General features: G+C 59.8%; 24 protein-coding genes and 3 pseudogenes. 16 read left to right on the top strand and 11 right to left on the bottom strand.

Annotation, left to right across the window (positions count from 1 at the left end):
• Positions 1 to 5: 5 nt before the first annotated feature.
• The 3 genes and pseudogenes from ABIA42_RS22555 to ABIA42_RS22565 form a co-directional block, all read right to left on the bottom strand.
• Positions 6 to 189: pseudogene (locus tag ABIA42_RS22555) on the bottom strand (hypothetical protein); the annotation flags it as partial.
• A 66-nt stretch (positions 190 to 255) separates the two neighbouring features.
• The gene (locus ABIA42_RS22560; protein ID WP_370121046.1) at positions 256 to 1,344 is read right to left on the bottom strand and encodes a HoxN/HupN/NixA family nickel/cobalt transporter; all 1,089 of its coding nucleotides are present in this window, start codon (positions 1,342 to 1,344) and stop codon (positions 256 to 258) included.
• Between the two features lie 274 nt (positions 1,345 to 1,618).
• Positions 1,619 to 2,314: a VIT family protein gene (locus tag ABIA42_RS22565; protein ID WP_370121043.1), complete on the bottom strand. Its 696-nt coding sequence runs from the start codon at positions 2,312 to 2,314 to the stop codon at positions 1,619 to 1,621.
• 632 nt (positions 2,315 to 2,946) lie between these two features.
• On the opposite strand from ABIA42_RS22565, the gene ABIA42_RS22570 reads away from it, so the two are divergent.
• The 7 genes from ABIA42_RS22570 (at position 2,947) to ABIA42_RS22600 (ending at position 7,478) form a co-directional block, all read left to right on the top strand.
• Positions 2,947 to 3,810 (top strand): transglutaminase domain-containing protein, encoded by an 864-nt coding sequence (locus tag ABIA42_RS22570; RefSeq protein WP_370121040.1) that lies wholly within the window; start codon positions 2,947 to 2,949, stop codon positions 3,808 to 3,810.
• A 26-nt stretch (positions 3,811 to 3,836) separates the two neighbouring features.
• A complete protein-coding gene (locus tag ABIA42_RS22575; protein WP_370121037.1) occupies positions 3,837 to 3,974 on the top strand; it encodes a hypothetical protein in 138 nt (45 codons plus the stop codon).
• A 407-nt stretch (positions 3,975 to 4,381) separates the two neighbouring features.
• Positions 4,382 to 4,798 carry a BA14K family protein gene (locus ABIA42_RS22580; protein WP_271533633.1) on the top strand — a complete coding sequence of 139 codons (417 nt, stop codon included), beginning with the start codon at positions 4,382 to 4,384 and terminating at the stop codon, positions 4,796 to 4,798.
• A 187-nt stretch (positions 4,799 to 4,985) separates the two neighbouring features.
• Complete coding sequence (locus ABIA42_RS22585; RefSeq protein WP_028181498.1) at positions 4,986 to 5,237, top strand: hypothetical protein; 252 nt, start codon at positions 4,986 to 4,988, stop codon at positions 5,235 to 5,237.
• A 724-nt stretch (positions 5,238 to 5,961) separates the two neighbouring features.
• Positions 5,962 to 6,162, top strand: coding sequence for a CsbD family protein (locus tag ABIA42_RS22590; protein ID WP_028181499.1), 201 nt, complete (start codon positions 5,962 to 5,964; stop codon positions 6,160 to 6,162).
• A gap of 307 nt (positions 6,163 to 6,469) precedes the next feature.
• The gene (locus tag ABIA42_RS22595; RefSeq protein ID WP_271533638.1) at positions 6,470 to 7,246 is read left to right on the top strand and encodes a sensor histidine kinase; all 777 of its coding nucleotides are present in this window, start codon (positions 6,470 to 6,472) and stop codon (positions 7,244 to 7,246) included.
• Positions 7,239 to 7,478: an RlpA-like double-psi beta-barrel domain-containing protein gene (locus tag ABIA42_RS22600; protein ID WP_370143645.1), complete on the top strand. Its 240-nt coding sequence runs from the start codon at positions 7,239 to 7,241 to the stop codon at positions 7,476 to 7,478. The genes ABIA42_RS22595 and ABIA42_RS22600 overlap by 8 nt, the downstream gene beginning before the upstream one ends.
• Positions 7,479 to 7,553: 75 nt before the next feature.
• On the opposite strand, the gene ABIA42_RS22605 is transcribed toward ABIA42_RS22600, so the two are convergent.
• Both ABIA42_RS22605 and ABIA42_RS22610 read right to left on the bottom strand, forming a co-directional pair.
• Positions 7,554 to 7,931 (bottom strand): response regulator, encoded by a 378-nt coding sequence (locus ABIA42_RS22605; protein WP_370121030.1) that lies wholly within the window; start codon positions 7,929 to 7,931, stop codon positions 7,554 to 7,556.
• Positions 7,921 to 8,976 (bottom strand): HWE histidine kinase domain-containing protein, encoded by a 1,056-nt coding sequence (locus ABIA42_RS22610; protein ID WP_370121028.1) that lies wholly within the window; start codon positions 8,974 to 8,976, stop codon positions 7,921 to 7,923. Before ABIA42_RS22610 ends, ABIA42_RS22605 begins: the two co-directional genes overlap by 11 nt.
• A 39-nt stretch (positions 8,977 to 9,015) precedes the next feature.
• Between ABIA42_RS22610 and ABIA42_RS22615 the strand changes: the two genes are divergently transcribed.
• The 5 genes from ABIA42_RS22615 (at position 9,016) to ABIA42_RS22635 (ending at position 12,965) form a co-directional block, all read left to right on the top strand.
• Entirely contained in the window at positions 9,016 to 11,124 is a 2,109-nt protein-coding gene (locus tag ABIA42_RS22615) for an ABC transporter ATP-binding protein/permease (protein ID WP_370121026.1), read from the top strand.
• Positions 11,125 to 11,289: 165 nt separating this feature from the next.
• The gene (locus tag ABIA42_RS22620; protein WP_080584230.1) at positions 11,290 to 11,454 is read left to right on the top strand and encodes a DUF3309 family protein; all 165 of its coding nucleotides are present in this window, start codon (positions 11,290 to 11,292) and stop codon (positions 11,452 to 11,454) included.
• Positions 11,455 to 11,624: 170 nt separating this feature from the next.
• Positions 11,625 to 11,771 (top strand): hypothetical protein, encoded by a 147-nt coding sequence (locus ABIA42_RS22625; protein ID WP_028181502.1) that lies wholly within the window; start codon positions 11,625 to 11,627, stop codon positions 11,769 to 11,771.
• A 119-nt stretch (positions 11,772 to 11,890) separates the two neighbouring features.
• The gene (locus ABIA42_RS22630) at positions 11,891 to 12,055 is read left to right on the top strand and encodes a DUF3309 family protein (protein WP_080660040.1); all 165 of its coding nucleotides are present in this window, start codon (positions 11,891 to 11,893) and stop codon (positions 12,053 to 12,055) included.
• Between the two features lie 280 nt (positions 12,056 to 12,335).
• Positions 12,336 to 12,965, top strand: coding sequence for an exopolysaccharide biosynthesis protein (locus tag ABIA42_RS22635; RefSeq protein ID WP_271533649.1), 630 nt, complete (start codon positions 12,336 to 12,338; stop codon positions 12,963 to 12,965).
• Between the two features lie 253 nt (positions 12,966 to 13,218).
• On the opposite strand, the gene groL is transcribed toward ABIA42_RS22635, so the two are convergent.
• From groL to ABIA42_RS22650, 3 genes are all read right to left on the bottom strand, one after another.
• Positions 13,219 to 14,859 (bottom strand): chaperonin GroEL, encoded by a 1,641-nt coding sequence (gene groL / locus ABIA42_RS22640; RefSeq protein WP_370121021.1) that lies wholly within the window; start codon positions 14,857 to 14,859, stop codon positions 13,219 to 13,221.
• A gap of 141 nt (positions 14,860 to 15,000) precedes the next feature.
• Positions 15,001 to 15,318, bottom strand: coding sequence for a co-chaperone GroES (locus ABIA42_RS22645; protein ID WP_370121018.1), 318 nt, complete (start codon positions 15,316 to 15,318; stop codon positions 15,001 to 15,003).
• Between the two features lie 96 nt (positions 15,319 to 15,414).
• Entirely contained in the window at positions 15,415 to 15,675 is a 261-nt protein-coding gene (locus ABIA42_RS22650) for a DUF1488 domain-containing protein (protein WP_271533655.1), read from the bottom strand.
• Positions 15,676 to 16,239: 564 nt separating this feature from the next.
• On the opposite strand from ABIA42_RS22650, the gene ABIA42_RS22655 reads away from it, so the two are divergent.
• The gene (locus ABIA42_RS22655; protein ID WP_370121015.1) at positions 16,240 to 16,554 is read left to right on the top strand and encodes a hypothetical protein; all 315 of its coding nucleotides are present in this window, start codon (positions 16,240 to 16,242) and stop codon (positions 16,552 to 16,554) included.
• A 1,276-nt stretch (positions 16,555 to 17,830) separates the two neighbouring features.
• A complete protein-coding gene (locus ABIA42_RS22660) occupies positions 17,831 to 18,868 on the top strand; it encodes a fatty acid desaturase (protein ID WP_370121012.1) in 1,038 nt (345 codons plus the stop codon).
• Positions 18,869 to 18,965: 97 nt separating this feature from the next.
• On the opposite strand, the gene ABIA42_RS22665 is transcribed toward ABIA42_RS22660, so the two are convergent.
• Positions 18,966 to 19,271 (bottom strand): GlsB/YeaQ/YmgE family stress response membrane protein, encoded by a 306-nt coding sequence (locus tag ABIA42_RS22665; RefSeq protein ID WP_370121009.1) that lies wholly within the window; start codon positions 19,269 to 19,271, stop codon positions 18,966 to 18,968.
• 111 nt (positions 19,272 to 19,382) lie between these two features.
• A pseudogene (locus tag ABIA42_RS22670) lies at positions 19,383 to 19,526 on the bottom strand (transglutaminase domain-containing protein); the annotation flags it as partial.
• 91 nt (positions 19,527 to 19,617) lie between these two features.
• Between ABIA42_RS22670 and ABIA42_RS22675 the strand changes: the two are divergent.
• Together ABIA42_RS22675 and ABIA42_RS22680 are read left to right on the top strand one after the other, a co-directional pair.
• Positions 19,618 to 19,752 (top strand): annotated as a pseudogene (locus tag ABIA42_RS22675) (transglutaminase family protein); the annotation flags it as partial.
• 140 nt (positions 19,753 to 19,892) lie between these two features.
• Positions 19,893 to 20,702: a transglutaminase family protein gene (locus ABIA42_RS22680; protein ID WP_271533663.1), complete on the top strand. Its 810-nt coding sequence runs from the start codon at positions 19,893 to 19,895 to the stop codon at positions 20,700 to 20,702.
• Positions 20,703 to 20,888: 186 nt separating this feature from the next.
• Here the strand turns inward: ABIA42_RS22680 and ABIA42_RS22685 are convergent, their stop codons facing one another.
• On the bottom strand, positions 20,889 to 21,566 hold the full coding sequence (locus tag ABIA42_RS22685; RefSeq protein ID WP_271533665.1) for a Crp/Fnr family transcriptional regulator: 678 nt from the start codon (positions 21,564 to 21,566) through the stop codon (positions 20,889 to 20,891).
• Positions 21,567 to 21,914: the final 348 nt, after the last annotated feature.

A 21,914-nucleotide genomic window follows, 5' to 3' on the forward strand; every position in this document is an offset into this window, starting at 1 on the left:
TGGAAGTCGGCGCGGTAGCCGACGCACCCGTTGAAGGCTCTGGTCGCGGATGAACGGAACGCATTGTCTTCGGTCAGCGGGCTCGAGGCCAGATAGCGCCAACGCAAGGATCCGGACCAGCCGGTCTTCTCGCCGAGCGCATGCCGGCCGAGGCCACCATCGGCGGGCATTCGGAATGTAGTTGCCGGGTGGTCTGCGTCGGCAGGCTCGCCAATGGACCGTTCAGCGTATGCGAGACGTTGGCGCCGGCCAAACTCAGGCCGCCTCCGTCGCATCGACGCATTCCAGCACTTCTGGCGCCGCACCGCGCGCGTCATCGGCAAACATGCGGCGATAGGTCACGACCGAGACGAGCCAAGTGATCGCGAACAGGGCGACAACGGCGAAACCGACGTTCGCAAGCGACTCATTGAGGCCGTCGACCAGCGCCCAGGCGCCGCCGGAAAGGCCGAAGCGGTCGCCGACCAACCCGAGCGCCTCGATGCCGCCGATGAACAGCGCGACCGCCACGGAGGCGCCGGTGATCGTCAGGTTGTACCAGAGCTTTCGCAGGGGATCGACGTAAGCCCAGCGATAGGCGCTGACCATCAGCGCCGAGTCGGCGGTGTCGACCAGCGCCATGCCGGCGGCAAACAGCACAGGAAAGACCAGCACATGCACGAGAGACACGCTGCGCGCAGCTTCTGTGGCGGCGATGCCGAGCAAGCCGATCTCGGTCGCCGTGTCGAAGCCGAGCCCGAACAGCAGGCCGAGCGGGTACATGTGCCAGGATCTCGTCACCAGGCGGAACATCGGACCGAGACATCGCGCTAGAAATCCGCGGGCCGCGAGCTGCGCATCGAGACGTGCGGCGTCATGGATACCCTGCTCGCGCACCTCGCGCAGGGTTCGCCACAGGCCGGCGAAGAGCGCCAGATTGATGACTGCGACCGCCAGCAAGAACAGCGCCGACACCGAGGTTCCGATCAGGCCGCCAACTTCCTTGAGCAGACTGTCGCCGCCAAGGCTCACCATGCCGAGCGCAAGCAACATCGTCGCAACTACGACGACGCTGGCATGGCCCAGTGCGAAGTACAGGCCCGCGGACCGGGGCGCCTGTCCCGCCTGCATGAGCTTTCGTACGACGTTGTCGATCGCTGCGATGTGGTCGGCATCAACTGCATGGCGCAACCCGAACACCCAGGCAAGCAACGCGGTCGCCATCACCGTCGGCCGGTCGCCGAACAGCGCGAAAGCCCAAGTCCATGCGGCGATGTTGGCTGTCACAAGCCCGCCGAACAGCAAAATGGGATTGGCAGCTAGCGCGCGTCGAGAGCCTTCCCTCGCGCGATGCACTTTAGCCAAGACCGGAGCTCCTCTCGTATGATCTTTGCGTCAACCTTGTCATACCAAGGGGCAACATTTGGGCCAGAAGGCAATCGCTGCTCCGAGGCGCCTGGTTCCTAGACCCAAGTTTTTGTCTTACGAGAAGAATTGGCCTTGCTGGCACTTTTGAAGCTCTGAGCTCACGATGCGCAGCCCTGGAAACCAACTAACCAAAAGCGCAAACATAGTTTGATGCTTAGTCGCGAAATGCTCGCATCATGGCATGAGGTGGCCTCGCAAGTGCTATCGACGCTCACACAACCTTGCCAACAACTGCGCCAATTCCAGCCGTCAATCCCATCGCGCAAGCTCCCCAGAATGTCACTCGCATGGTTGGCTTCAACAAGCCGGCGCCTCCCGCCTTGGCACCGATCGCGCCGAGCAGCGACAGGAAGAGCAGCGAACCTGCGGAGACGACCGGAATCAAGAGATTGGATGGCGAGACCAGCACGAGAGCAAGCGGCGCTGCCGCTCCGACGGAGAAGGTCGCAGCCGATGCCAACGCCGCCTGCACCGGGCGCGCAGTGCTGATCTCCGAAATGCCAAGTTCGTCCCGGGCGTGCGCGCTCAACGCGTCCTTTGCCATCAATTGCTTCGAAACCTCGCGGGCGAGACCGGCCTCGACGCCCCGCGCGACATAGATCTGGGCGAGTTCTTCCCTCTCAGATACCGGGTCGCCCGCCAGTTCCCGCTTCTCGCGCGCGAGGTCGGCATGCTCCGTATCGGACTGCGAACTGACTGAAACATATTCGCCAGCCGCCATGGACATGGCGCCGGCAACCAACCCGGCGATCCCGGTCAAGAGAACATCGCTTCGGGAGGCGGCGGCCGACGCCACTCCCAGGACGAGACTCGCGGTTGATATGATGCCGTCATTGGCGCCGAGCACGGCCGCTCTCAACCAGCCGATGCGCGCAACGAGGTGGGTCTCTTTGTGAAGGCGGCTCATCTGTCCAGTACTCTCTCGACCGCCCTTGCCTGCCCTGCAGAGGCCGGTTGAAGAGCTTGCTAGCGGTAAACAGCCGACGTGATACTTCTTTCACACACTTCGTGATTCTCGATCACGATCACCGCTCAGGTGCATCACGATCGATCCCTTGATCTTAATCTCCGGAACTGCGAGCCTCCCGTAATGATCTAGATCAACAAGGGACTGCATAACGGCGGTTCTGAGCGAGCCAGGCGCTCGGAGGTCACCCGTCCTGGTGCGGCATATTTTCTGACAACCGGTCTTCCAGACGAACGCACGAACAGCAGAAGCCGCTGAGAGCCGTGCGCAACCGCTGAGACCTGCAATTCCCCGATGGCAGCAGTCCGTCTAAGCCTCGATCAGGCCGCGCTCATAACAGGATTTATCGTAAGGAAAGACGACAGCTGGATCCGGCCTGTGGAGGCGGCGGTGCTTTCCCGGGCAATTCAGCCGCCACAGCATGTCGCGAATAGCATTGAGTCGCGCATGTTCCTTGTCGCCGGCCCGGACCACGGTCCATCTGGATCGACATTTGCATGGGCTCGTCAACTCGGCCACACTTCCCGAAGGGGATAGGGGCCTGGCCAGAGGCCGCCCGATCGGAGCTCTCGTTGACGACGCTGAAGGTTCTTCACACGACGACCTATCGATTCAACGAACACGTGCGCCTGTTGCCGCACCGCTTGATGCTTCGTCCGCGCGAAAGCCGCGAGCTTCGTTTGATTTCGTTCAACGTCACGGTGACGCCCCCTGCGGCCCTGACCTGGGCGCACGATGTGTTTGGCAATGCAATCGCAACTGCCACGTTTCAGATGACAGCCTCCAACCTGGTGATCGCCAGCGTCGCGGAGCTTCAGCTCGACGCGGTTGCATGGCCGGTGTTCGATATCGCGGTCCCGGCCATGTCTTACCCATTCCGCTATTCCGATGACGATTGGACTGATCTCGGCGCCCTTGCTCTCCCCCAGTTCTCGGACACGGCTGGGGTGCTGCGAAATTGGGCAAGAATGTTCGTTCGAGGAAGTCGGACGGACACGCTGTCACTGCTAAAGGACCTCAGCGTCGGCGTTTCCGAGGCTGTCCGATATCAGAGCCGTGAGGACGAGGGCACCCAAGCGCCGGTAGAAACCCTGAATCGCGGCTGGGGGTCATGCCGGGATTTCGCGGTGCTCTTCACCGAAGCAGCACGCATGCTCGGGTTCGGAGCCAGAATCGTCTCCGGCTACCTTCACAATCCAGAACAACAGAGCGTCGGATCGAGCGGAGCGGGTTCAACCCATGCGTGGGCGGAGGTGTTCGTACCGGGAGCCGGCTGGATCACATTCGACCCAACCAATCGCAGCCTCGGCGGCTTCAATCTGATCCCGGTCGCGGTCGCGCGCGATATCCGGCAGACGACCCCAGTGTCCGGCAACTTCGTCGGAAGCACCGGCGCCTTCGCCGGAATGTCCGTAGAAGTTCTTGTCACGTCATAGGTCGACGGGATCTTTGGCGATCGCCGTTGAGCTTCGCTTTTTTGACGCGCTTCGCGCGCCGGTTCGATCTGCTGCGTGAGTGCCGCATCCCCACGCAGCAGATCGGTGACGAGTTGCGGGCCGGCTATAGCCAGTTGATCCCCGCCAGCGGCAACAGCCGTTGAAGGATCGCGGCCAGGCAGACCAGCCCCACCAACAATTTGAGAAGACCCGCCAAACGGGATTCATTGACAAACTTGTCGATGACCCAGAAGCAAATTGCCCCGACGACGCAAATGATCAAGATCCCGATTATGAGTGAAAGCATGGAAGCCCCCTTGTTCTGTCGTGGCAGCGACACGCATGCGCCACTGCGGATGAAAGGAAGAAATCAGCGCTCGTTCATGCGCAGGGCGCTGCGTCGCGGACGCCTCCGACGATCAAACTAAGTCTGTCCAATCGATGCGCGCTCACGTTGCGCTGGATCAATATACGTAAGCTTTCCTGGATCATTATGACGCGTCCCTTCCCGAAGATGGCCGGCTGCGCTGAAGGCAGCCGCTTTGCCAAAAATGCAACTGGAGATGCTGTCATGAACAAGACGTCCAAGACTGTGCTTCTTGCGCTCATCGTCGCCGCCACACCGTGGTTCGTCGCGCCAGTCACAGCGGCGCCGGTAAGCTCCGCGCTGATGCTGCGAGACGCGGTGGCGCCGTCGGTGGAGACCGTGCAATATCGCCGCGGCTGGCGCGGTGGTTATCGTGGCGATGCGGGCATTGGAATTGGTGCAGGCATCGCTGGCGCGCTGATCGGCGGGGCAATTATTGGCGCAACGCAGCCTTACGGCTATTACGGCTACGCTCCCGGCTACTACGGGCCGGCCTATGTCGCTCCGCCCCCCTATGTTGGTGGCGACGCGGTCGGCTATTGCGCGCGACGCTTCAGGTCCTATGACCCGTATTCCGGCACCTATCTCGGCTACGACGGCCTAAGGCATCCCTGCCCGTGAGGAGGGCGACCTAAAGTCTCGGCAGTTTGATATAAGTGATCATTCAGGCTGCCGAGAGGCATTCGCAATTGTCATTGATCCACATCAACTGACGCGCAAAAAACAAATCCGCCATAACTGGAACGCCTGCCCGCCGTTTCTATTCGTTCATTGTCCAGTTCCGGACGAACAAGAATTGGTGGATTCCATGAAAAGCACCCTATTGGCGACGGCCGCAGTCCTTGCGCTCGCTTCGCCGTTATTCGCGGCTGAGACGGGCAAGACCGTTGGGCAATCGCCTTCATCTTTTTACCTGGCTCAGGATAGCGCGACCATGAAATGCCAGATCGTCGAGAGCCAGCCTGCGACCGGCAGCAACATGAAGGTTGTCGGCGCCGCCCACACGACAAAGGCTTCCGCAGAAGCGGCTTTGAAAGCCGACAAGACTTGCGCCAAGTGATCGATCAAGTCGCGGCGCGAGTACAGCGGCGGGTCTATTGCCTCGCTGGAAGCACGAGACTTTAGACCTGCCACGTGACCTTCAGAGCACTCTGGCTCTGCGTCAGTAGCTGCAACAAGGGCCAACCATCAAGCAGGCCAGCGACACGCAAGCCGCTTGCCGCTTGAGATACTCCAAGTTCGAGAGGATACAGCGATGAACAGGCAGACCAGGATATGCGCGATTGGCGCCGCGCTCTTCGGCGCCGCGATGCTCGGCTCGGTACTCCCCTCGGGGGCAGCTCCGATCTCGCCGAGCGCACCTCTTCTGACAGAAGGGACGTCTTCGTCCGGAGTGACGGAGGTCCGCTATCGACGCCATTACCGCGGTCGCGTCTATCGGCCGGCTCCCGGGGCGGCAATTGGTCTTGGAATTCTTGGTGCCGCGGCCGGAGCCGCCGCCTATGGGGCCTACGGCCCCCGCTACTACGGTCCGGGTTACGCGCCAGGCTACGCACCAGGTTACTACGGCGATCCCTACCCGTATCGCCGCCAATACTACGCCCCGTACTAAGGCAACTTTGACGCCGTTTGGCGCGGCAGGCTCTGGCGCAGGCCCGCGCCGCTGAATCCGCTCTCAAGCGGCGGTCCGTCGAAAGAAACGATCAGCGCTGCGGTTCAGCGAACGCGATGACGCGGCAGCGTATTCAATGTGAAGTTTGGAGATACACCTTTGGAGATACACCATGGACTGGAATCAAATTGAAGGAAACTGGAAGGAGCTCCGAGGCAAGGTGAAGGAGCAATGGGGCAAACTTACCGACGACGATCTCACCGCGATCAACGGCAAACGCGACCAGCTCGAGGGTCGGCTTCAGCAGCGATATGGCTTTGCAAAGGATCAGGTTCGCAAGGACATCGATAGTTGGTTTTCTTCCCTCAAGTAGGGTGTTAACCGAGGCCGGGGGCTCCTGGCCCCCGGGGCGAACGATGCACGCAAGACCAATCCGCCCTGGTTCGCTGGCGGGGGCCATTTTCGGCTTGCCGTAACGAGCGTCAGCCGGAAGAGGCATTCGTTGCGGGCAATGGTGAATTGCAGGTCCGCTATCAACAGCGCGGCTGACATGGAACGCTAAGTACAATGCCGAGATGCGGAGGAAATTGACCTGCATCAATCTAGCGTTTTCCCGCCGCTCTAAACTCATCTAATAGTTGAGTGCAATGAGAAGAACCCTCTCATTGGGAGTTGGTATCATGGATGAGGAACGTTCGTCCGGCGATCCCGGTCTTCCTCCGGGCGTGCTTGCTCAGAGCTCGGGTCGATATTTGCCCCGTGCGGAGCTGACGGACTACCGGCTTGTTGCAGTTCAATTGCGAAAGGCGCTTGCAAGAACCGAGGCGCGGCTTCGTCAACGGGACGAGCTGATCCACCGACAAGAACTGCTGAAGGCGGAATCCGATCATCGCCTGCTGAACGATCTCCAGATGACGATCAGCCTTCTTACGCTGCAGAGCCGCAATTCAACGAGTCCGGAAGCGGCCTCACAATTGGCCGCGGCGGCTAGTCGCGTTTCCATGATCGCCCGAATCCACCATCGCCTCAATTCCCACGATGGTGTGAGAACAATCGAATTCAAGAAATTCCTTGAGGACTTTGGACGTGAGTTTGCAGCGATGTCGTCGTCGGACGCCTCCGCAGGAAAAATTAGCGTCGAAGGCTGTGAGATCAATTTGCCTGCCGTCACCGCCATTCCGCTCGGCTTTATCGCCAACGAGTTGATCACGAACGCGGCCAAATACGGCAAGGGTAGGATAGCCGTCAGGTTGGCAACGGATCCGAAACATGGCTGCGCGCTGTCGGTTTCCAATGAGGGCCCGGCATTGCCCGAGGGTTTCGACCCCGGCGCCGGCAAAGGGCTGGGGATGAGAATTGTTCGATCCTTTACCGACCAGATCGGCGGTGAGTTACGGATCGGCCGTGGCGCCGACGGTCAGGGTGCGCAATTTACCGTGCTGTTCTCCAGTGGCTGAGCATCGAGGATACCCCCTATGGACGAGGACCGCATCCCTGAGCGGAGAGACCGCAAGCGGACAAAAAACAAGCGTTGACGATCGAACCGCGGAGCATCGGTCACTCCCGTTTGGGACCCTCGTCCGCGCCGACAATCAGGAAAGCAGACAGTCGGCAATCGTACGGGTCACCGATCGTGGCCCGTTCGGCAGCGGAAGAATAATCGACCTAATCACAGATCACCGAACATAAATCAGCTTCACAGATCTGAGGAAACTGTGCCTCAAGACTCCATCATTTCCGGAAACTCGATCATCGGCGATATTATCAACCGGTCGGCGCAAGCTTGAGGCGGGCAAGTATCGCCACCAGATCTTCGAATTTGAAGGGCTTCTTCAGCACCGGCCGGCCCGCGTAACCGTCTCTCAAGTTATGACCGGTGTTGCCGGTCGCATAGACAAACGGCACACCGTGCGCGGAGAGTGCGTCCGCCACAGGATGACTATCGTTGCCATCCAGATTCACGTCAAGCAAGGCGACGTCGAAAGCTTGCGCCTCGATCAGCGCGAGCGCCTTATCGACCGTCGCGGCAGATGTCACCGACTTGCAGCCGAGGTCCGCAAGCATGTCTTCAATCATGATGAGAATCAGCATCTCGTCCTCGACCACGAGGGCTCGCCGGCCGTAAAGGAACTTATCCACCACGAGCGTCTCCTGCCAAGGGAATGTCTATCGTGCAGATAAGACCGTCGGGCCGATAGTCGAGCTGCACCGTGCCTTCCAGCTCATGGGCGAGGCCACGCTCAAGCACCCGCGAACCAAATCCCTTGTGTGCCGGCGGCGTGACCGGGGGCCCGCCACTCTCCTTCCAGCTCAACAAGAGCCGTTTTCCAGCCGGTGTCTTCTCTGCCGCCCACGCGATCTGGATTGATCCGGCCGCGTTGGACAAGGCGCCGTATTTCACGGCATTGGTCGCAAGCTCGTTAAACGCGATGCCGAGGGCCAAAGCTGATTTCGGCGAAAAGCGGATGTTCTCACCCGTGATCACGATGCGATCCGCCCGGCCGCCCGAAACTCCGAACGGCTCCAGGGCATCGTGCGCGATATCGAGCAGACCGGCGCCTTCCCATCTTTCGCGGGTCAGCAGGTCGTGCGACCGGGAGAGCGCAAACAACCGCGATTCGATGGATTGTCGGATCTCCTTAGGATCGGTCGTTGCTCGCAATGTCTGCCAGACAATCGATTGCACCGTGGAAAGGGTATTCTTGACGCGATGGTTCAGCTCGTCGATCAGCATCCTGGAGCGGACTTCCTCCTCCTTGTGCTTGGTGAGATCGATGAGGGATGCAAAATACTGAACGATGGCGCCGCCCCCATCGCGTACCGGACTGACGAAGAGCGCAGCCCAGAATTCGCTGCCGTCCTTGCGGCGGCAGAGGACCTCCGTGCCGCCGCTGGACGAACCCTCGAACTCGGCTTTGGTTCGTGTCAGGGCCTCGGCATCCGAACCGTCAGCCATCAGGAAATTGAATCCTTTGCCTAGCACTTCGTCCCGGTCGTAGCCGGTCAGGGCGACAAGACTGTCGTTCGCAAAAATGATGGGGTTGTCGGGTTTTGCCGCGTCCGTAAACAGCATGGGCATCCGGGTTGTTTCAGCGGCGACGACAAACGGGCCGAGGTCCTTCCGGAAGCTGTCGACTGCGGCTTCGGCGCCCTTCTGCCGGTCAGATTTTTCCGTTATGTCCGACATGTCCCCAACCGATCGATGCGCCTTGCGGCCAGCGCTGAGATGACGGTGCTGCGGGCTTCTTCCTCAGCCGAGCATTTTCATGATAGCATAATGATGCTGCTGCCGGAGCAAATCATTGCGGCGGTCAAAATCCAGTTCACCTGGATCTGCTTGCGGCGAACCGACGGACGAAATGGGGGGCGAAGCGGGCGTATGAAGGCGGACGTTGTATCACCTGCGGCTCCCCAGGCGCCCGTTCCTTCTCCGGCGGAGGCAGTTGAGAAGCTGCCGCAGGCCGCCCATCCTCTGCTACCGATCATGCCGGGCGTGGTAGCCAGACCCGCTCTCGCGGACGCATTCGTCAAAGCTACACCGATACACGGCTTCAATCTTGCCCGGGACTTGAGCTTGTTCGCGCGCGTGCTTCGGCAGGCTGACGGCGGGCGACGGGTGATGGCGATCTTCATTGCTTCGACTGTCGTCACCATTGCCAATATGTTGGGACAAGTCCAACTCAATGATTGGAATGGCCGGTTCTTCGACGCCGTCGGCCGCAAGGATCTGTCGGGCTTCGTTCATGATCTCCAGACGTTCGTTGTGATCATCGCCATTTTGTTGGCGCTCACGGTCGCAAACACCTATCTCCAGGAGCGCCTGAAGTTTCGACTGCGGGAATGGATCACCCTTCACCTCCTGGCCGAGTGGCTCAAGCCGTTGCGCGTCTATCAGCTCGGCTTTGCTGGCGAGTATGGTCGCAACCCGGATCAGCGCATCCAGGAGGATACGCGTCTTTTGGGCGACTACACCGCCGACCTCGGCTGCGGCATCGTATATTCCTTGCTTCAGCTCATAGCTTTCGTCGGCATGCTCTGGACGCTCTCGGCGCAAGTCACGTTCCAGGTCGCGGGCTACGACATCGCCATTCCCGGCTACATGGTCTGGTGTGCGCTCGCTTATGCCTTGACGGGGTCCGCTCTGACCTGGATCGTTGGGCGACCGCTGATTGCCTTGAACGGTGAGCGATATGCGCGTGAGGCGGAATTCCGCTTCGCACTCGTTCGCGTCAACGAATCCGGCGAGAGCATCGCACTGCATGGCGGTGAGATCGACGAACGACGGCATCTCGAGGCCGCGCTCGCGGCGGTCGTAGACACTATGCGACGGATATCCTCCTCGCTTGCTCACCTGACCTGGATCACATCGGGCATTGGCTGGCTGTCGCTGGTCGTTCCGATACTGGTAGCCGCACCGGCCTATTTCGGCGGCAATCTGACGCTGGGCGGCCTGATCATGGTGGCGGGCGCGTTCACCCAGGTGCAATTGGCGTTGCGATGGTTCGTCGATAATTTTTCGCGGCTCGCCGACTGGCGCGCCGCGGTTCATCGGGTCGCGGCGTTTCGCGAAGCGCTCGACAATCTTCCTGCGATCGAACAAGGCGCAGAAGAAATCAAACGCGCGGTGCACCCGGAGGGACATCTCGCTTTCGAGGCCGTGCGCATCCTTTTGCCGGACGGGCATATCGTTATCGATGACGCGACGGCCAGCATCACCCCTGGCGAGCGGGTCCTGATTGTCGGCGACACAGGACGAGGAAAATCGACACTCTTCCGCGCCGTGGCGGGTTTATGGCCATGGGGTTCCGGAACAATCCTCACGCCTCCACCCGATTCCATGGCATTCCTGCCGCAGCGCCCCTATCTGCCGTTGGGCACGCTACGCAACGCCCTGAGTTACCCGAGCCCGCCCGAAGCCTTCCTCGATTCGGATGTGCGACAGGCCCTGGAGCGGTGCGATCTCGGCGATCTCATTTCCAAGCTCGATACGACCCAGCGCTGGGACAAGGAGCTTTCGCTCGGCGAACAGGAGCGCCTCGCCTTTGCGCGCCTGCTCCTTCACAAGCCGGGATGGGTCTTTCTTGACGAAGCAACAGCCGCGCTTGACGAAGACAGCCAGCGTCGCGTCATGGCTCTGTTCGATGATGAGCTGAAGCAGACCACCGTGTTGAGCATCGGTCACCGCCCGGATCTGGCCGTCTATCACACCCGAACGCTTCAGCTTGTTCATGGACGTGACGGTGACCGCCTCAAGCTCAAGCCGCCCCCGGCGCCACCTCCCCCGCGGCGCTGGCTGCAACGGCTCGACGACTGGCTGCTGAGGATCGGATCATAATGGATGACCGTTTCGGCCTGCTCCACATCTTTGATTTGCATCAACAAGTCTCCGCCACCTCCGCTACAAGATGAGTTCCTGATTGGAAACCCGCTTTGAAATCCGCCGCTGAGTCATGCATGAGGCAGCGACGTCGCGATCCGAACCGCAAAAGGAGACTGGGCAATGTCAATTTGGACCATCATTCTGATCATCTTGGTGATTGCGCTGCTGGGCGGCTTCAGCGGGATCGGTGGCGGTCCGTTTTACGGTACTGGTTACTACGGCGGTGGCGGTCTCGGCCTCGTGATCGTTATCCTGCTGATCTTACTTCTGCTTGGAAAACTCTGACCAACCGGCGGCCCGCAAATAGGTGATGAGCCGGGCTGTAACGCCACTACTCCACAGGTCTAGCCTTGAAATTGCTTCTGGCGAGGCTGTTCGTGGTGCGGTGGAGTTCGTTGAACTGGATGGGCCAGACCAGCCATCAAGGCGAAGCACACAAATCGAGAGTTCGGACAATGTCGCGCAATATGCTCTACCTCGTCATCGGCGGGCTCGCTGTCGTCACGATGATCCTAGGCTATCAATTCTACCTGGAGCGACAGAAGACCAGTGGCGTCGAGATCAGCATCGGCGACCGTGGAATCTCAATCGAAAAGAAGTAGCGGGACTCTTTCTCGGTGATGCCGCCGGCTATCATCGCCGGAAGCTTGAAAGTCGCGCACTCAACTTGGACTGCCAGTAGACCAACAATTTCCCAAGGTCCCGTCAAAGGAGTCGGACAATGTCGATCGGACTGATCCTGGTCATCATCCTCATCATCTTCCTGCTCGGAGGCTTCAGCGGCCGCTTTGGCGGCTACGGCTACGGCTTCGGTCACGGCGGCATGGGCGTGATCGGGATCATCCTGGTCATCCTCGTCGTATTGCTGCTGCTGGGTCGGCTCTGATCCCGTCAGGGGCCAGCTGCGTCGACCGCGCGGCGCTGTCCAGGAAAATCCTGTCACGAGCGTACAGAGTCCCAACAAGCGCCAACCAGGGCACGTGGCGACGGTTTTCCCGTCCGCCGTTACCTCGGGTGGAACTCGGCGGAAGAGCGCCGTTTATCTGATTCGATCTTTCTGAGCGGTCGCCAGGCCATGATCAGGCGAGCAAGGCATCCGCCATTGGTATTGCTGCCCGGTCAAAATGAGGGCTGCTCGAAAGAGGTAGCCGCCACTGGAGATCCGGATGCGCCAGTCGAAGCCGACGCAAGCCGCCGATGAAGAGGTGTTTGCGCCCGCGTCTGTCCTGCTGCAGCGCCTGCACGACGAGGCACCGACCGATCATTTCACTCTGGGTTGGCTGATGGGCCGCCTCCACAAACGCTCCTTCGGCCTCATCATGCTGCTGCTTGCTGTGGTCGCTATCGCACCGGGTGTCTCGATCGTGGCCGGCCTGCTGCTTATGATTCCCGCGTTCCAGATGATCGCCGGTCAGAACATGCCCGTGTTCCCACGCCGCATCGCTGTCCATCCGTTGCCGACCCGGCACCTCGCCGCTCTGGTGCAGCGAGCTGTTCCCGTGCTCCGGTATCTGGAGAAACTCATCCATCCGCGCTGGCCAACTCCGCTCGACGCGACGAACCGTGTCGTCGGCGCCGTCGTCGTGCTGCTGAACATCAGCCTGCTCTTCACGCCGGTCCCACTGAGCAACGTCGTGCCCGCGCTCGTCATCGCGCTGATCGCGCTGACCTATCTCGAGGAGGACGGGCTCCTGCTCTCGATAGCCCTGCTCATTGGCGGCGTCGTGCTGGCGGTCGAGCTGGTGGTTGTCTGGGAGACCGTCCTCGGCGCGAAATGGATCGTCGGGCTCTGGTGAACCACAATCGTGGCCAACCCGGAGGATGCCCTTCCGGGTGCGTCCTGATTGGTTTGTATCAATTCTCAAGCTCCCGCGGCAGCAACGAAGTGCCTGGGCCCAAGATGTTTCACAGGGCGCAGTCCTCACGGAGATACATGGTACGATGTGAATCCTCCCGATTCCGGCGGTCGCCTTCTTGCTGATCCTGCAAAAGAAAGGCCCGGTATCTCTACCGGGCCTTCTGTGATTACTGAGCTCCAACGAGCTGGATCTAAAAATCCATACCACCCATGCCGCCACCTTGAGGCATGCCGCCACCGACGGCGTTCTTCTTTGGCAATTCGGCCACCATGGCTTCGGTCGTAATCAGCAGTGCCGCAACAGAAGCCGCATTCTGAATCGCCACACGAACGACCTTGGTCGGGTCAATGATGCCTCTTGCGACCAGGTTGACGTATTCGCCGGATTGGGAATCAAAGCCATAGCCATACTGATCCTTCTCCAGGATCTTGCCGACGATGACGGAGCCGTCTTCACCGGCGTTGATCGCGATCTGGCGGGCGGGAGCCGACAGCGCCTTGCGCACGATCTCGACGCCGGTCTTCTGGTCGTCGTTCTTGGTGCGCAGGCCCTTGAGATGCTCGGAGGCACGGAGCAGGGCGACGCCGCCGCCCGGCAAGATGCCTTCCTCGACCGCCGCGCGGGTCGCATGCATCGCGTCATCAACGCGATCCTTGCGCTCCTTCACCTCGACCTCGGTCGCGCCGCCGACGCGGATCACCGCGACGCCGCCCGCGAGCTTGGCGAGACGCTCCTGCAACTTCTCACGGTCGTAGTCCGAGGTGGTCTCCTCGATCTGCGCCTTGATCTGGGCCACGCGCGCCTCGATGTCGGCCTTCTTGCCGGCGCCGTTGACGATCGTGGTGTTCTCCTTGTCGATCATCACCTTCTTGGCGCGACCGAGCATGTTGAGCGTGACGTTCTCCAGCTTGATGCCGAGATCTTCCGAGATCGCCTGGCCGCCGGTCAGGATCGCGATGTCCTGCAGCATGGCCTTGCGGCGATCGCCGAAGCCCGGAGCCTTGACGGCCGCGACCTTGAGGCCGCCACGCAGGCGGTTGACGACGAGAGTGGCGAGCGCCTCGCCTTCCACGTCTTCTGCGATGATAACAAGCGGCTTGCCGCTCTGTACGATTGCTTCCAGCAGCGGAAGCAGTTCGTTCAGGCTGGAGAGTTTCTTCTCGTAGATCAGGACATAGGCGTCGTCCATTTCAACACGCATCTTGTCGGCGTTGGTGACGAAGTAGGGCGAGATGTAGCCGCGATCAAACTGCATGCCCTCGACGACCTCGAGTTCGGTCTCGAGCGACTTGGCTTCTTCGACGGTGATGACGCCCTCGTTGCCGACCTTCTTCATGGCGTCGGAGAGGAACTTGCCGATCTCCGCATCGCCATTGGCCGAGATGGTGCCGACCTGGGCAATCTCCTCGTTCGAGGTGACCTTCTTGGAGTTCTTGACGAGATCGGCGACCACGGCGTCCACCGCGAGGTCGATACCGCGCTTCAGGTCCATCGGGTTCATGCCGGCGGCAACCGCCTTGGCGCCTTCACGGACAATCGCAGCCGCGAGCACGGTCGCGGTGGTGGTGCCGTCGCCGGCCGCATCCGCCGACTTGGAGGCAACTTCGCGCACCATCTGGGCGCCCATGTTCTCGAACTTGTCCTCGAGCTCGATCTCCTTGGCGACGGTGACGCCGTCCTTGGTGATGCGGGGAGCGCCAAACGACTTTTCGAGCACGACGTTGCGGCCCTTCGGGCCGAGCGTCACCTTTACCGCGTTGTTGAGAATTTCAACGCCGCGCAACATGCGATCGCGGGCATCGACACCGAATTTGACTTCTTTGGCTGACATAGCGATCTCCGTTTTCAACTGGCCAGATCCCAAAGGCCGCACAACTGGCGAGCTCTTGAGAGATGAGATTTGAATTGCCGGCCTCATCCTTCGAGAACCCGGCTATGCCGAATCCTCAGGGTAAGGAAAACTGTCTGGCGCTTACGCCGCCTTCTTCTTGGCGACCGGCAGGTCAGTGAGAACGCCCATGACGTCGCTCTCCTTCATGATCAACAGCTCCTGGCCGTCGATCGTGACCTCGGTTCCCGACCACTTGCCGAACAGCACGCGGTCGCCGACTTGCAGGTCGATCGGGATCGGCTTGCCGGCTTCGTCGCGGCGGCCGCGGCCGACGGCGATGACTTCACCCTGGGAGGGCTTCTCCCTGGCAGTGTCCGGAATGATGATGCCACCAGCGGTCTTGTCTTCGGCCTCTATGCGCTTGACCACGACACGGTCATGGAGCGGACGGAATTTCATGCGAGTCTCCCCTTGGCTTTTGTGATTATTTCTGGATTGGAGTCGTAAATGAACTACGTGCCGTAAACGGCGTCCATTAAGACGTCGGTCTTCGTTTCAAAAGTTAGCGGCGACCAGATCGTAAGACCCCCTGCTGCCGCGGACGTACACCCTGGCAGCGGCGGCACATATTGCATCACGATTGGAATCGAATGCGTTCAGGAAACCCGATTCATTGGGGTGAGCGTCCGGTTGAAGTCGCCTCAGCGCGTCTTCCTCTATGAAGAACGATGCCTCTAACGCGCTATCGTATCCCCAAAAACGCACGGCATGCCGCGTTCGGTCATATGAACGACTATAATTGGGAAACTCGATCACGGTTGATTCCCAAGTTCTAGCAACGGAAAGAGATGCTGAAAGCGTCCCGGCCGCGCTAAACCGTAGATGGCTACTCTGGAACCGGATTGCAACCTGCCCACGAAAATAAAGCCACGGCGAGTCGTCGTCATTCAGCGGAGCGCCGCGATATCCCCCATATCACCGCGCGATAGATTCGGTGTTCATGGGTGGCTCGTACCTCCGGTATTGCTCTCGATCTTTTTCGGCTGTTGATCGTCGCTGCAATAGTTATCCAGTGGCAGGGGGCTCAAGTCGATTTGTCGCAGCTAGACGCCCTCGCCTCGCCTCTGCTGGCGAGATGAAGACAAATACCTTTCGGCAAAAGGCTCGTGACTCAAATTCACCCATCCGTTCGACCGTTCCTGTGGCAGACCATCTCGGGCCTGCCTCCAGAACCATGATCCGCGCGATATAGATGCCATGATCGATCCTCACTCCTGCTCCCGTCTGCATCCGGCACTGACGTATTCGGAGCCGGTCTCATGGAACCATTCTCTCACGAGCCCATTGGCTCACTGACACAATTACTTTTGGAGAAATCTTATGAAAGCTCTCACAATCATTCTGGCTGCCACGGCAAGCACGCTTGTTGCAGCCGCCGCTTCAGCCGCACCGCTTTCCGCCAACGCAACAGTTGGACCGGAGAGCGACCTTCAGAACGTTCGCATGGTCTGCAACGAAGACGGTCGCTGCTGGCGCCAGCGTGGCGAACGCCGCGTCATCATCCGCGACGGGCGCGATGCTTACGGATATGCGCCCCGCCAGCGTCACATCGAACGGCGCGGCTATGAGGACCGTGGCGGCATCGGCTTCAGCGCTCCCGGCGTGAGCGTTGGAATCGGGAACGGCCGATACTGAAAGACGACGAAATACCCCAGAAAAATGGCCGCGGAGCAATCCGCGGCTTTTTCATTGGGACCCATCCCGAATGGCAAGGATCGAGTGCGTCAGGGTGTCTACCGTGGATTTGTCCCGACCTGCCGACGCAAGGAGCGTTCGTCCCGCGCAACCGTTCGGCAAACCAAAACGCCCCGATCGCGACGAATGAGAGAAGAACAATTCCTCCACACGACAGGAAGGTAAGCGTAAGATTTACATCCATGATTCTCCCAAGAGAAATGTCCGCCTCGAGCGGAAATACCGCCAAGGCGATCCGGCGGCGCCAATTCTTAAGCGGCTAGGTTGCTGGCAGACGACAACCCCACTCCCCCTGTCACAGCAAATAGTTTCGCCTGGACCATCGTTATTCCATGGACGGGCATTATATCTTGAACATCACCGCGCGCTTCTCGGCTGTTATCGGTGACTGAGAGCATTGTGCTCCCGCCGCGACCAAAAGGCGGTCTATATGTCAGACATCTCCCAGTTAGGACTCCGCGAGTGGCTGCGGCCTTCGGTACTGCTGCCGATCTTCTTCGCGATCGTGATCGCTGTTGCAGTGCTTGTTCAGTGGTAGTTGCTCCCCTGCGCGGGCTCGAGCCGCCATCTCTGGCCGGCGGCTCATTCGGGCCAATGACGCGAGTCGAAACATCATTGGCCCACAGGCTGGGGATCCAGGCGGCCGACGCGCTGGATCGAGCCGGCAAGATGCCTCCAGGCCGCGGGCGCCTCGAGGCAATGCAAAAGGCGACAATCCTTCAGAACGCTTCTGACATGATGGAGCATTTCAGTCGCAAGATCGGAGTGCCGGCAAAATGACCGTCGTCAGCTGTTTTTGATGCCAGAGAGCGCGAAGTGTCCGACAGGCTGCAGAAGCTGATCCTCTAAGAGCTGCACCACCAGATCAAGAGCACGCTTACCGGCGTCGCCCCAATCGTCTGCCAGAGCCTATGGGGGCGGTCCCTGGTCGCAGCCGAGGAATCGCACGGCTAAGAAGCATTGATTGCACAGTGCCTGGCTGGCGGCTGAGCAATATTGCTCAGCAAGTCGTCCAGGCGCGGACTAAGATTGATTTGTAGAATGAGCCCTTCGAGATGTCTCGAACGTCTCAGCGCGACAGATCCTGCGAAACCTTGCGTCGCTGTCGGCGCGGTACCGGGTGTCATGCGTTGCGTTGTGCGAACACCGAAGGTCGTGATCTTTCCGGTCGGCGACGATGTCCCGACTTTGCCAGCCAATCCAAGAGCAATTGGACATGATTCAAAGTGCACCAGAAGCCCGCTCGTTGGCACAGTTGCTGGCGCGCTATCGCCAAGCCGACAATTCTCGCGCCATTTTTGAGCTGGTGATCACAGCAGTACCGTTCTTTGTCATCTGGGCTCTGATGCTGGCTGGTGTTGCCTACGGCCACTGGATCGGTCTGCTGCTGGCGGTGCCTGCGGCGGGCCTGCTCGTTCGTCTTTTCATGATCCAGCACGACTGTGGCCATGGGTCGTTCTTTCGGGCTCGCCTCGCGAACGACTGGGTCGGGCGATCCCTTGGCGTTGTTACCCTGACGCCTTACGATTACTGGCGGCGCAACCATGCCCGCCATCACGCGAGTTCGGGCAATCTCGATCATAGGGGCTCCGGCGACATCGACACATTGACCGTGAGCGAGTTTGCCGCGCGGCCTCGATGGCGCCAGATCCTCTATCGCCTGTACCGGCATCCGGCTGTGATGTTTGGCGTAGGCCCCACGTACTTGTTCGTCCTGCGGTTTCGGCTTCCGATCGGGATGATGCATGGCGGCTGGCGGCCGTGGCTGAGTACAATGGGTACGAACCTCGCCATCGCGGCTCTGGTCGCCGGCATGATTTGGCTGGTCGGCCTTGGCCCATTCCTGCTGGTGCATCTGCCGATCATGATTCTGGCGGCGTCGATCGGTGTGTGGTTGTTCTACGTTCAACACCAGTTCGAGAACACGTCGTGGTCACGTGATGAGGCCTGGAGCTTTCACGATGCTGCGCTCTATGGCAGTTCGCATTACCACTTGCCGGCTGTCTTGCGCTGGTTCACCGCGAACATCGGCGTCCATCACGTCCATCATTTATGCAGTCGAATCCCCTGCTATCGGTTGCCGGACGTGCTCCGGGATCATCCGGAGCTCGCCATTGTGGGAAGAATCACCCTCTTCCAGAGCTTGCAATGCGTGCCGAGGACCTTGTGGGACGAGAAGGAGCGGCGGCTCATTTCATTCCGAGAGGCGGGCCTCGGCCAGAAGCCGGAGTTGAAAAGGTCTCCATTCGCCTGACCCGCACGGGCTCTTGGAAGCCGGCGAGCGAGCCCACAGTCGCGGCGCCGGAAGCGAGGTCACAGCGGCCCGTCGCAAGCCGTTCTGCGGGAATGCGTCACCATCGCCGACCCCAATTGCCGCCCCATCGACCTCCCCATCCGCTGCCACCCCGAAGCAACCGAACGATGAGCAGCAGCAATATCGCTCCGATGGTCGCATCGACGATCGCACTGATCATTCCGGTACCAAGATGGATGCCGAGCTTAGGTAGCAACCAGCTTCCGACAAAGGCGCCCAAAATCCCGACAATGAGGTCACCGATGATTCCAAAGCCGGTTCCCTGGACGATTTGACCCGCCAACCAGCCCGCAGCGAGACCGACAAAGAGTATGACCAGCAGCCCTTCGCTCGACATATGCATCGTGACACCTCAGGCCCCGGTTTGGAGGTAGTATTGCAGGGTGGTCCGCCCTGCGTCTGTGCAAATTTGATCAGCTTGTTGGAATATCGGGTTTGGCGCGCGGTATCTCATTCGGTTTCCGACAATTCCATTGGTCGGATCGAACTCGACCCAGCCGGAACCGGGGACGTAAATTTGGCACCAGGCATGGGTGGCTCCCCCGCCCAGCCAGGCAGGTCCATCGCGATCCGGTACGCAGATAAAGCCCGTAGTAAAGCCATCGACCGACACGATCTTCGGGATCGGAGAACCATCCAGATCGGAGGCCTCTTCCTCATGATACGCAAATGGATGGTCCCTTCGCGTAGATCTGGTCCGCGTGGCGGTGGCCAGAATTCCGAGTCAGGCCATTCCTTTGTTCGGCACGTATTGGGGGACTGGCGAGGATGAGCTCGGGATGAACGTGGACGTCAACGTCAAAACAGCGTCGGCTCTTTTGTAGTTATTTGCTAAATGAGATAGCATCAACCTCAAGCACCGCCAGAGTGCTAGAGCTTGCGCCGGCGCAACATACCAGAGTGTAGAGTGAGCATACTCAAGATCAAAGCGGTCGAGTCCATCTCGTAGATTTGAGGAACGCCAGTGAAGATCCGGGTCGGCTATGAGATGATCTACGACTTTCCGCAGCCCACACCCATGATCATGGTCCTGGGTGTTCATTTTACCCGGGCTTCAGATGTGATCGTGCCCGATTATCTGACCACTGACCCCTCGGTTGCGATCGTCCCCTACCGCGACGGCTTCGGTAACTGGTGCAGCCGTATCGTTGCCCCAGCGGGTCGAATGCGTCTGGCGGCTGATGGGATCGTTCGGGACACAGGCCTGCCGGACGTCGTTGTGCCCTCAGCTTCCCAACACGCGGTCGAGGACTTGCCGGCAGAGACGATCGTGTATCTGCTTGGCAGCCGCTATTGCGAAACCGACCAGCTGTCCGATGTCGCGTGGAAACTCTTTGCGAAGGAGCCGCCCGGATGGGCACGCGTTCAGGCGATCTGTGATTTCGTTCACAATCACATTCAGTTCGGCTATGAGCACGCGCGCGCAACCAAGACCGCCCGGGACGTTTTCAACGAGGGTAAGGGCGTGTGCCGAGATTTCGCGCATCTGGCCATCACGTTCTGTCGCTGCATGAACATTCCGGCCAGATACTGCACCGGCTATCTGGGCGACATTGGCATGCCTCCCCCCTACGCCCCAGGAGATTTCGCGGGATGGTTCGAAGCCTATATTGGCGGGCGCTGGTACACGTTCGATCCACGCAACAACGTCCCCCGGATTGGACGTATACTGATTGCTCAAGGACGTGATGCCGCTGACGTCCCGATTTCCCAGACATTTGGACCCAACACCTTGGTCAGCTTCAAAGTGTGGACCGACGAGATCCCTTCCTAAGCGGGATACAGTGAGTCTGGGCCCCGGGTTTAGTCCCACAGAAGCGACTTGAGCCTGTGCCGGAACGAATGTCGGTGGCGTAACTTGGTGAAGGGCGACCGGATGCAAACGCCCCCCAAAGCATCCGAGGAAATGACGGCCTTGGAGCGCCCCCACGCTCTGGGGCCGTCTGTTCGGGCGGTCCTTCTAGTCGCGCTCTCTGAGCAGAGGCTTCTCGTGCAACACCGCACTCAGGAGCGAGTTGTGGACCTCGATATGGCCATTATAGCTGATGAGTCCCAATCTTCGAAACTTGTTCATGAAATAGCTGACCCGCGATCGCGTGGTTCCGATCATCTCAGCCAATGTTTCCTGACTGATACTCGCGCTGATCGGCTGCGGGCTGCCTTCCTTGCCGAAGTTCGCGAGGAGCAACAGCAGACGAGCAAGCCGCCGTTCGCTCGAATTGAATAGCTGGTCGATCAGGTCCTCCTCAATCCGGCTGTTCCTGGTCAGAAGGTACGACATGAACAGCTGTGAAAATTTCGGCTCGTCGCGAATAGCCGCCATCATCGCTTCTTTGGTTATCGACGTGATGACGCAATCTTCCATCGCTGTTGTCGTCGCGATACGTAACGTATGACCATTCATGCATCCCTCGCCAAAGAACTGGCCAGGCTCCAGAATCGCAACGACCGCCTCCTTTCCCTGCTCCGATACGACCGTCAGCTTGACCTTCCCGCTTTGAATGTAAAACACCGAGTCCGCAGCGTCTCCTTGCTCAAACACATGCTGGTTCTTGCGAAATGTGAGAATTGCTTTGCCCGCGCCCATCTTGGCGAGAAATCTTTTGGGGTCGAACGCGTCCTTGGTCGATTTCGCCACGTATGGACTCCTTTGACTGGACGAAACTTACTCGCTTTCGATCAGTCGCCAAGCGAACGGAGACGAGCAGCTGCTTCTGCCGCCCAGAACCTGCAGGGGCGACCTCGTTAGGCAGACTTTACTCCCTGATTGCTCGCAATTCTACGGGAAGAGTCACCTTCCAAGCGGCGCGGTTCACTGTGCGCCCATCAGTAGGCCTTCGCCATTCACAGACAAGGCGGCGCTCGCCCTGCGCGCGACACGACCTTGAGGTGGAGCATAGAGAGTATGCGGACCCGGCGACGCGATGCGTTGGTCAATATAGCTCACCATGGAGCGCTTGACGGGATCATTGCAGAAGGCAGCAGC

This window comes from Bradyrhizobium sp. USDA 327 (genome assembly GCF_041262065.1).
In the GTDB taxonomy this organism is placed as follows: Bacteria; Pseudomonadota; Alphaproteobacteria; order Rhizobiales; family Xanthobacteraceae; genus Bradyrhizobium; species Bradyrhizobium liaoningense.

Bases quoted from the DNA above. Each gene is read 5' to 3' on its own strand.
- ABIA42_RS22565 (WP_370121043.1), bottom strand. From the start codon at position 2,314: ATGAGCCGCCTTCACAAAGAGACCCACCTCGTTGCGCGCATCGGCTGG.
- ABIA42_RS22580 (WP_271533633.1), top strand. From the start codon at position 4,382: ATGAACAAGACGTCCAAGACTGTGCTTCTTGCGCTCATCGTCGCCGCC.
- ABIA42_RS22585 (WP_028181498.1), top strand. From the start codon at position 4,986: ATGAAAAGCACCCTATTGGCGACGGCCGCAGTCCTTGCGCTCGCTTCG.
- ABIA42_RS22590 (WP_028181499.1), top strand. From the start codon at position 5,962: ATGGACTGGAATCAAATTGAAGGAAACTGGAAGGAGCTCCGAGGCAAG.
- ABIA42_RS22595 (WP_271533638.1), top strand. From the start codon at position 6,470: ATGGATGAGGAACGTTCGTCCGGCGATCCCGGTCTTCCTCCGGGCGTG.
- ABIA42_RS22610 (WP_370121028.1), bottom strand. From the start codon at position 8,976: ATGTCGGACATAACGGAAAAATCTGACCGGCAGAAGGGCGCCGAAGCC.
- ABIA42_RS22615 (WP_370121026.1), top strand. From the start codon at position 9,016: ATGACGGTGCTGCGGGCTTCTTCCTCAGCCGAGCATTTTCATGATAGC.
- ABIA42_RS22620 (WP_080584230.1), top strand. From the start codon at position 11,290: ATGTCAATTTGGACCATCATTCTGATCATCTTGGTGATTGCGCTGCTG.
- ABIA42_RS22625 (WP_028181502.1), top strand. From the start codon at position 11,625: ATGTCGCGCAATATGCTCTACCTCGTCATCGGCGGGCTCGCTGTCGTC.
- ABIA42_RS22630 (WP_080660040.1), top strand. From the start codon at position 11,891: ATGTCGATCGGACTGATCCTGGTCATCATCCTCATCATCTTCCTGCTC.
- ABIA42_RS22635 (WP_271533649.1), top strand. From the start codon at position 12,336: ATGCGCCAGTCGAAGCCGACGCAAGCCGCCGATGAAGAGGTGTTTGCG.
- groL (WP_370121021.1), bottom strand. From the start codon at position 14,859: ATGTCAGCCAAAGAAGTCAAATTCGGTGTCGATGCCCGCGATCGCATG.
- ABIA42_RS22645 (WP_370121018.1), bottom strand. From the start codon at position 15,318: ATGAAATTCCGTCCGCTCCATGACCGTGTCGTGGTCAAGCGCATAGAG.
- ABIA42_RS22655 (WP_370121015.1), top strand. From the start codon at position 16,240: ATGAAAGCTCTCACAATCATTCTGGCTGCCACGGCAAGCACGCTTGTT.
- ABIA42_RS22660 (WP_370121012.1), top strand. From the start codon at position 17,831: ATGATTCAAAGTGCACCAGAAGCCCGCTCGTTGGCACAGTTGCTGGCG.
- ABIA42_RS22665 (WP_370121009.1), bottom strand. From the start codon at position 19,271: ATGCATATGTCGAGCGAAGGGCTGCTGGTCATACTCTTTGTCGGTCTC.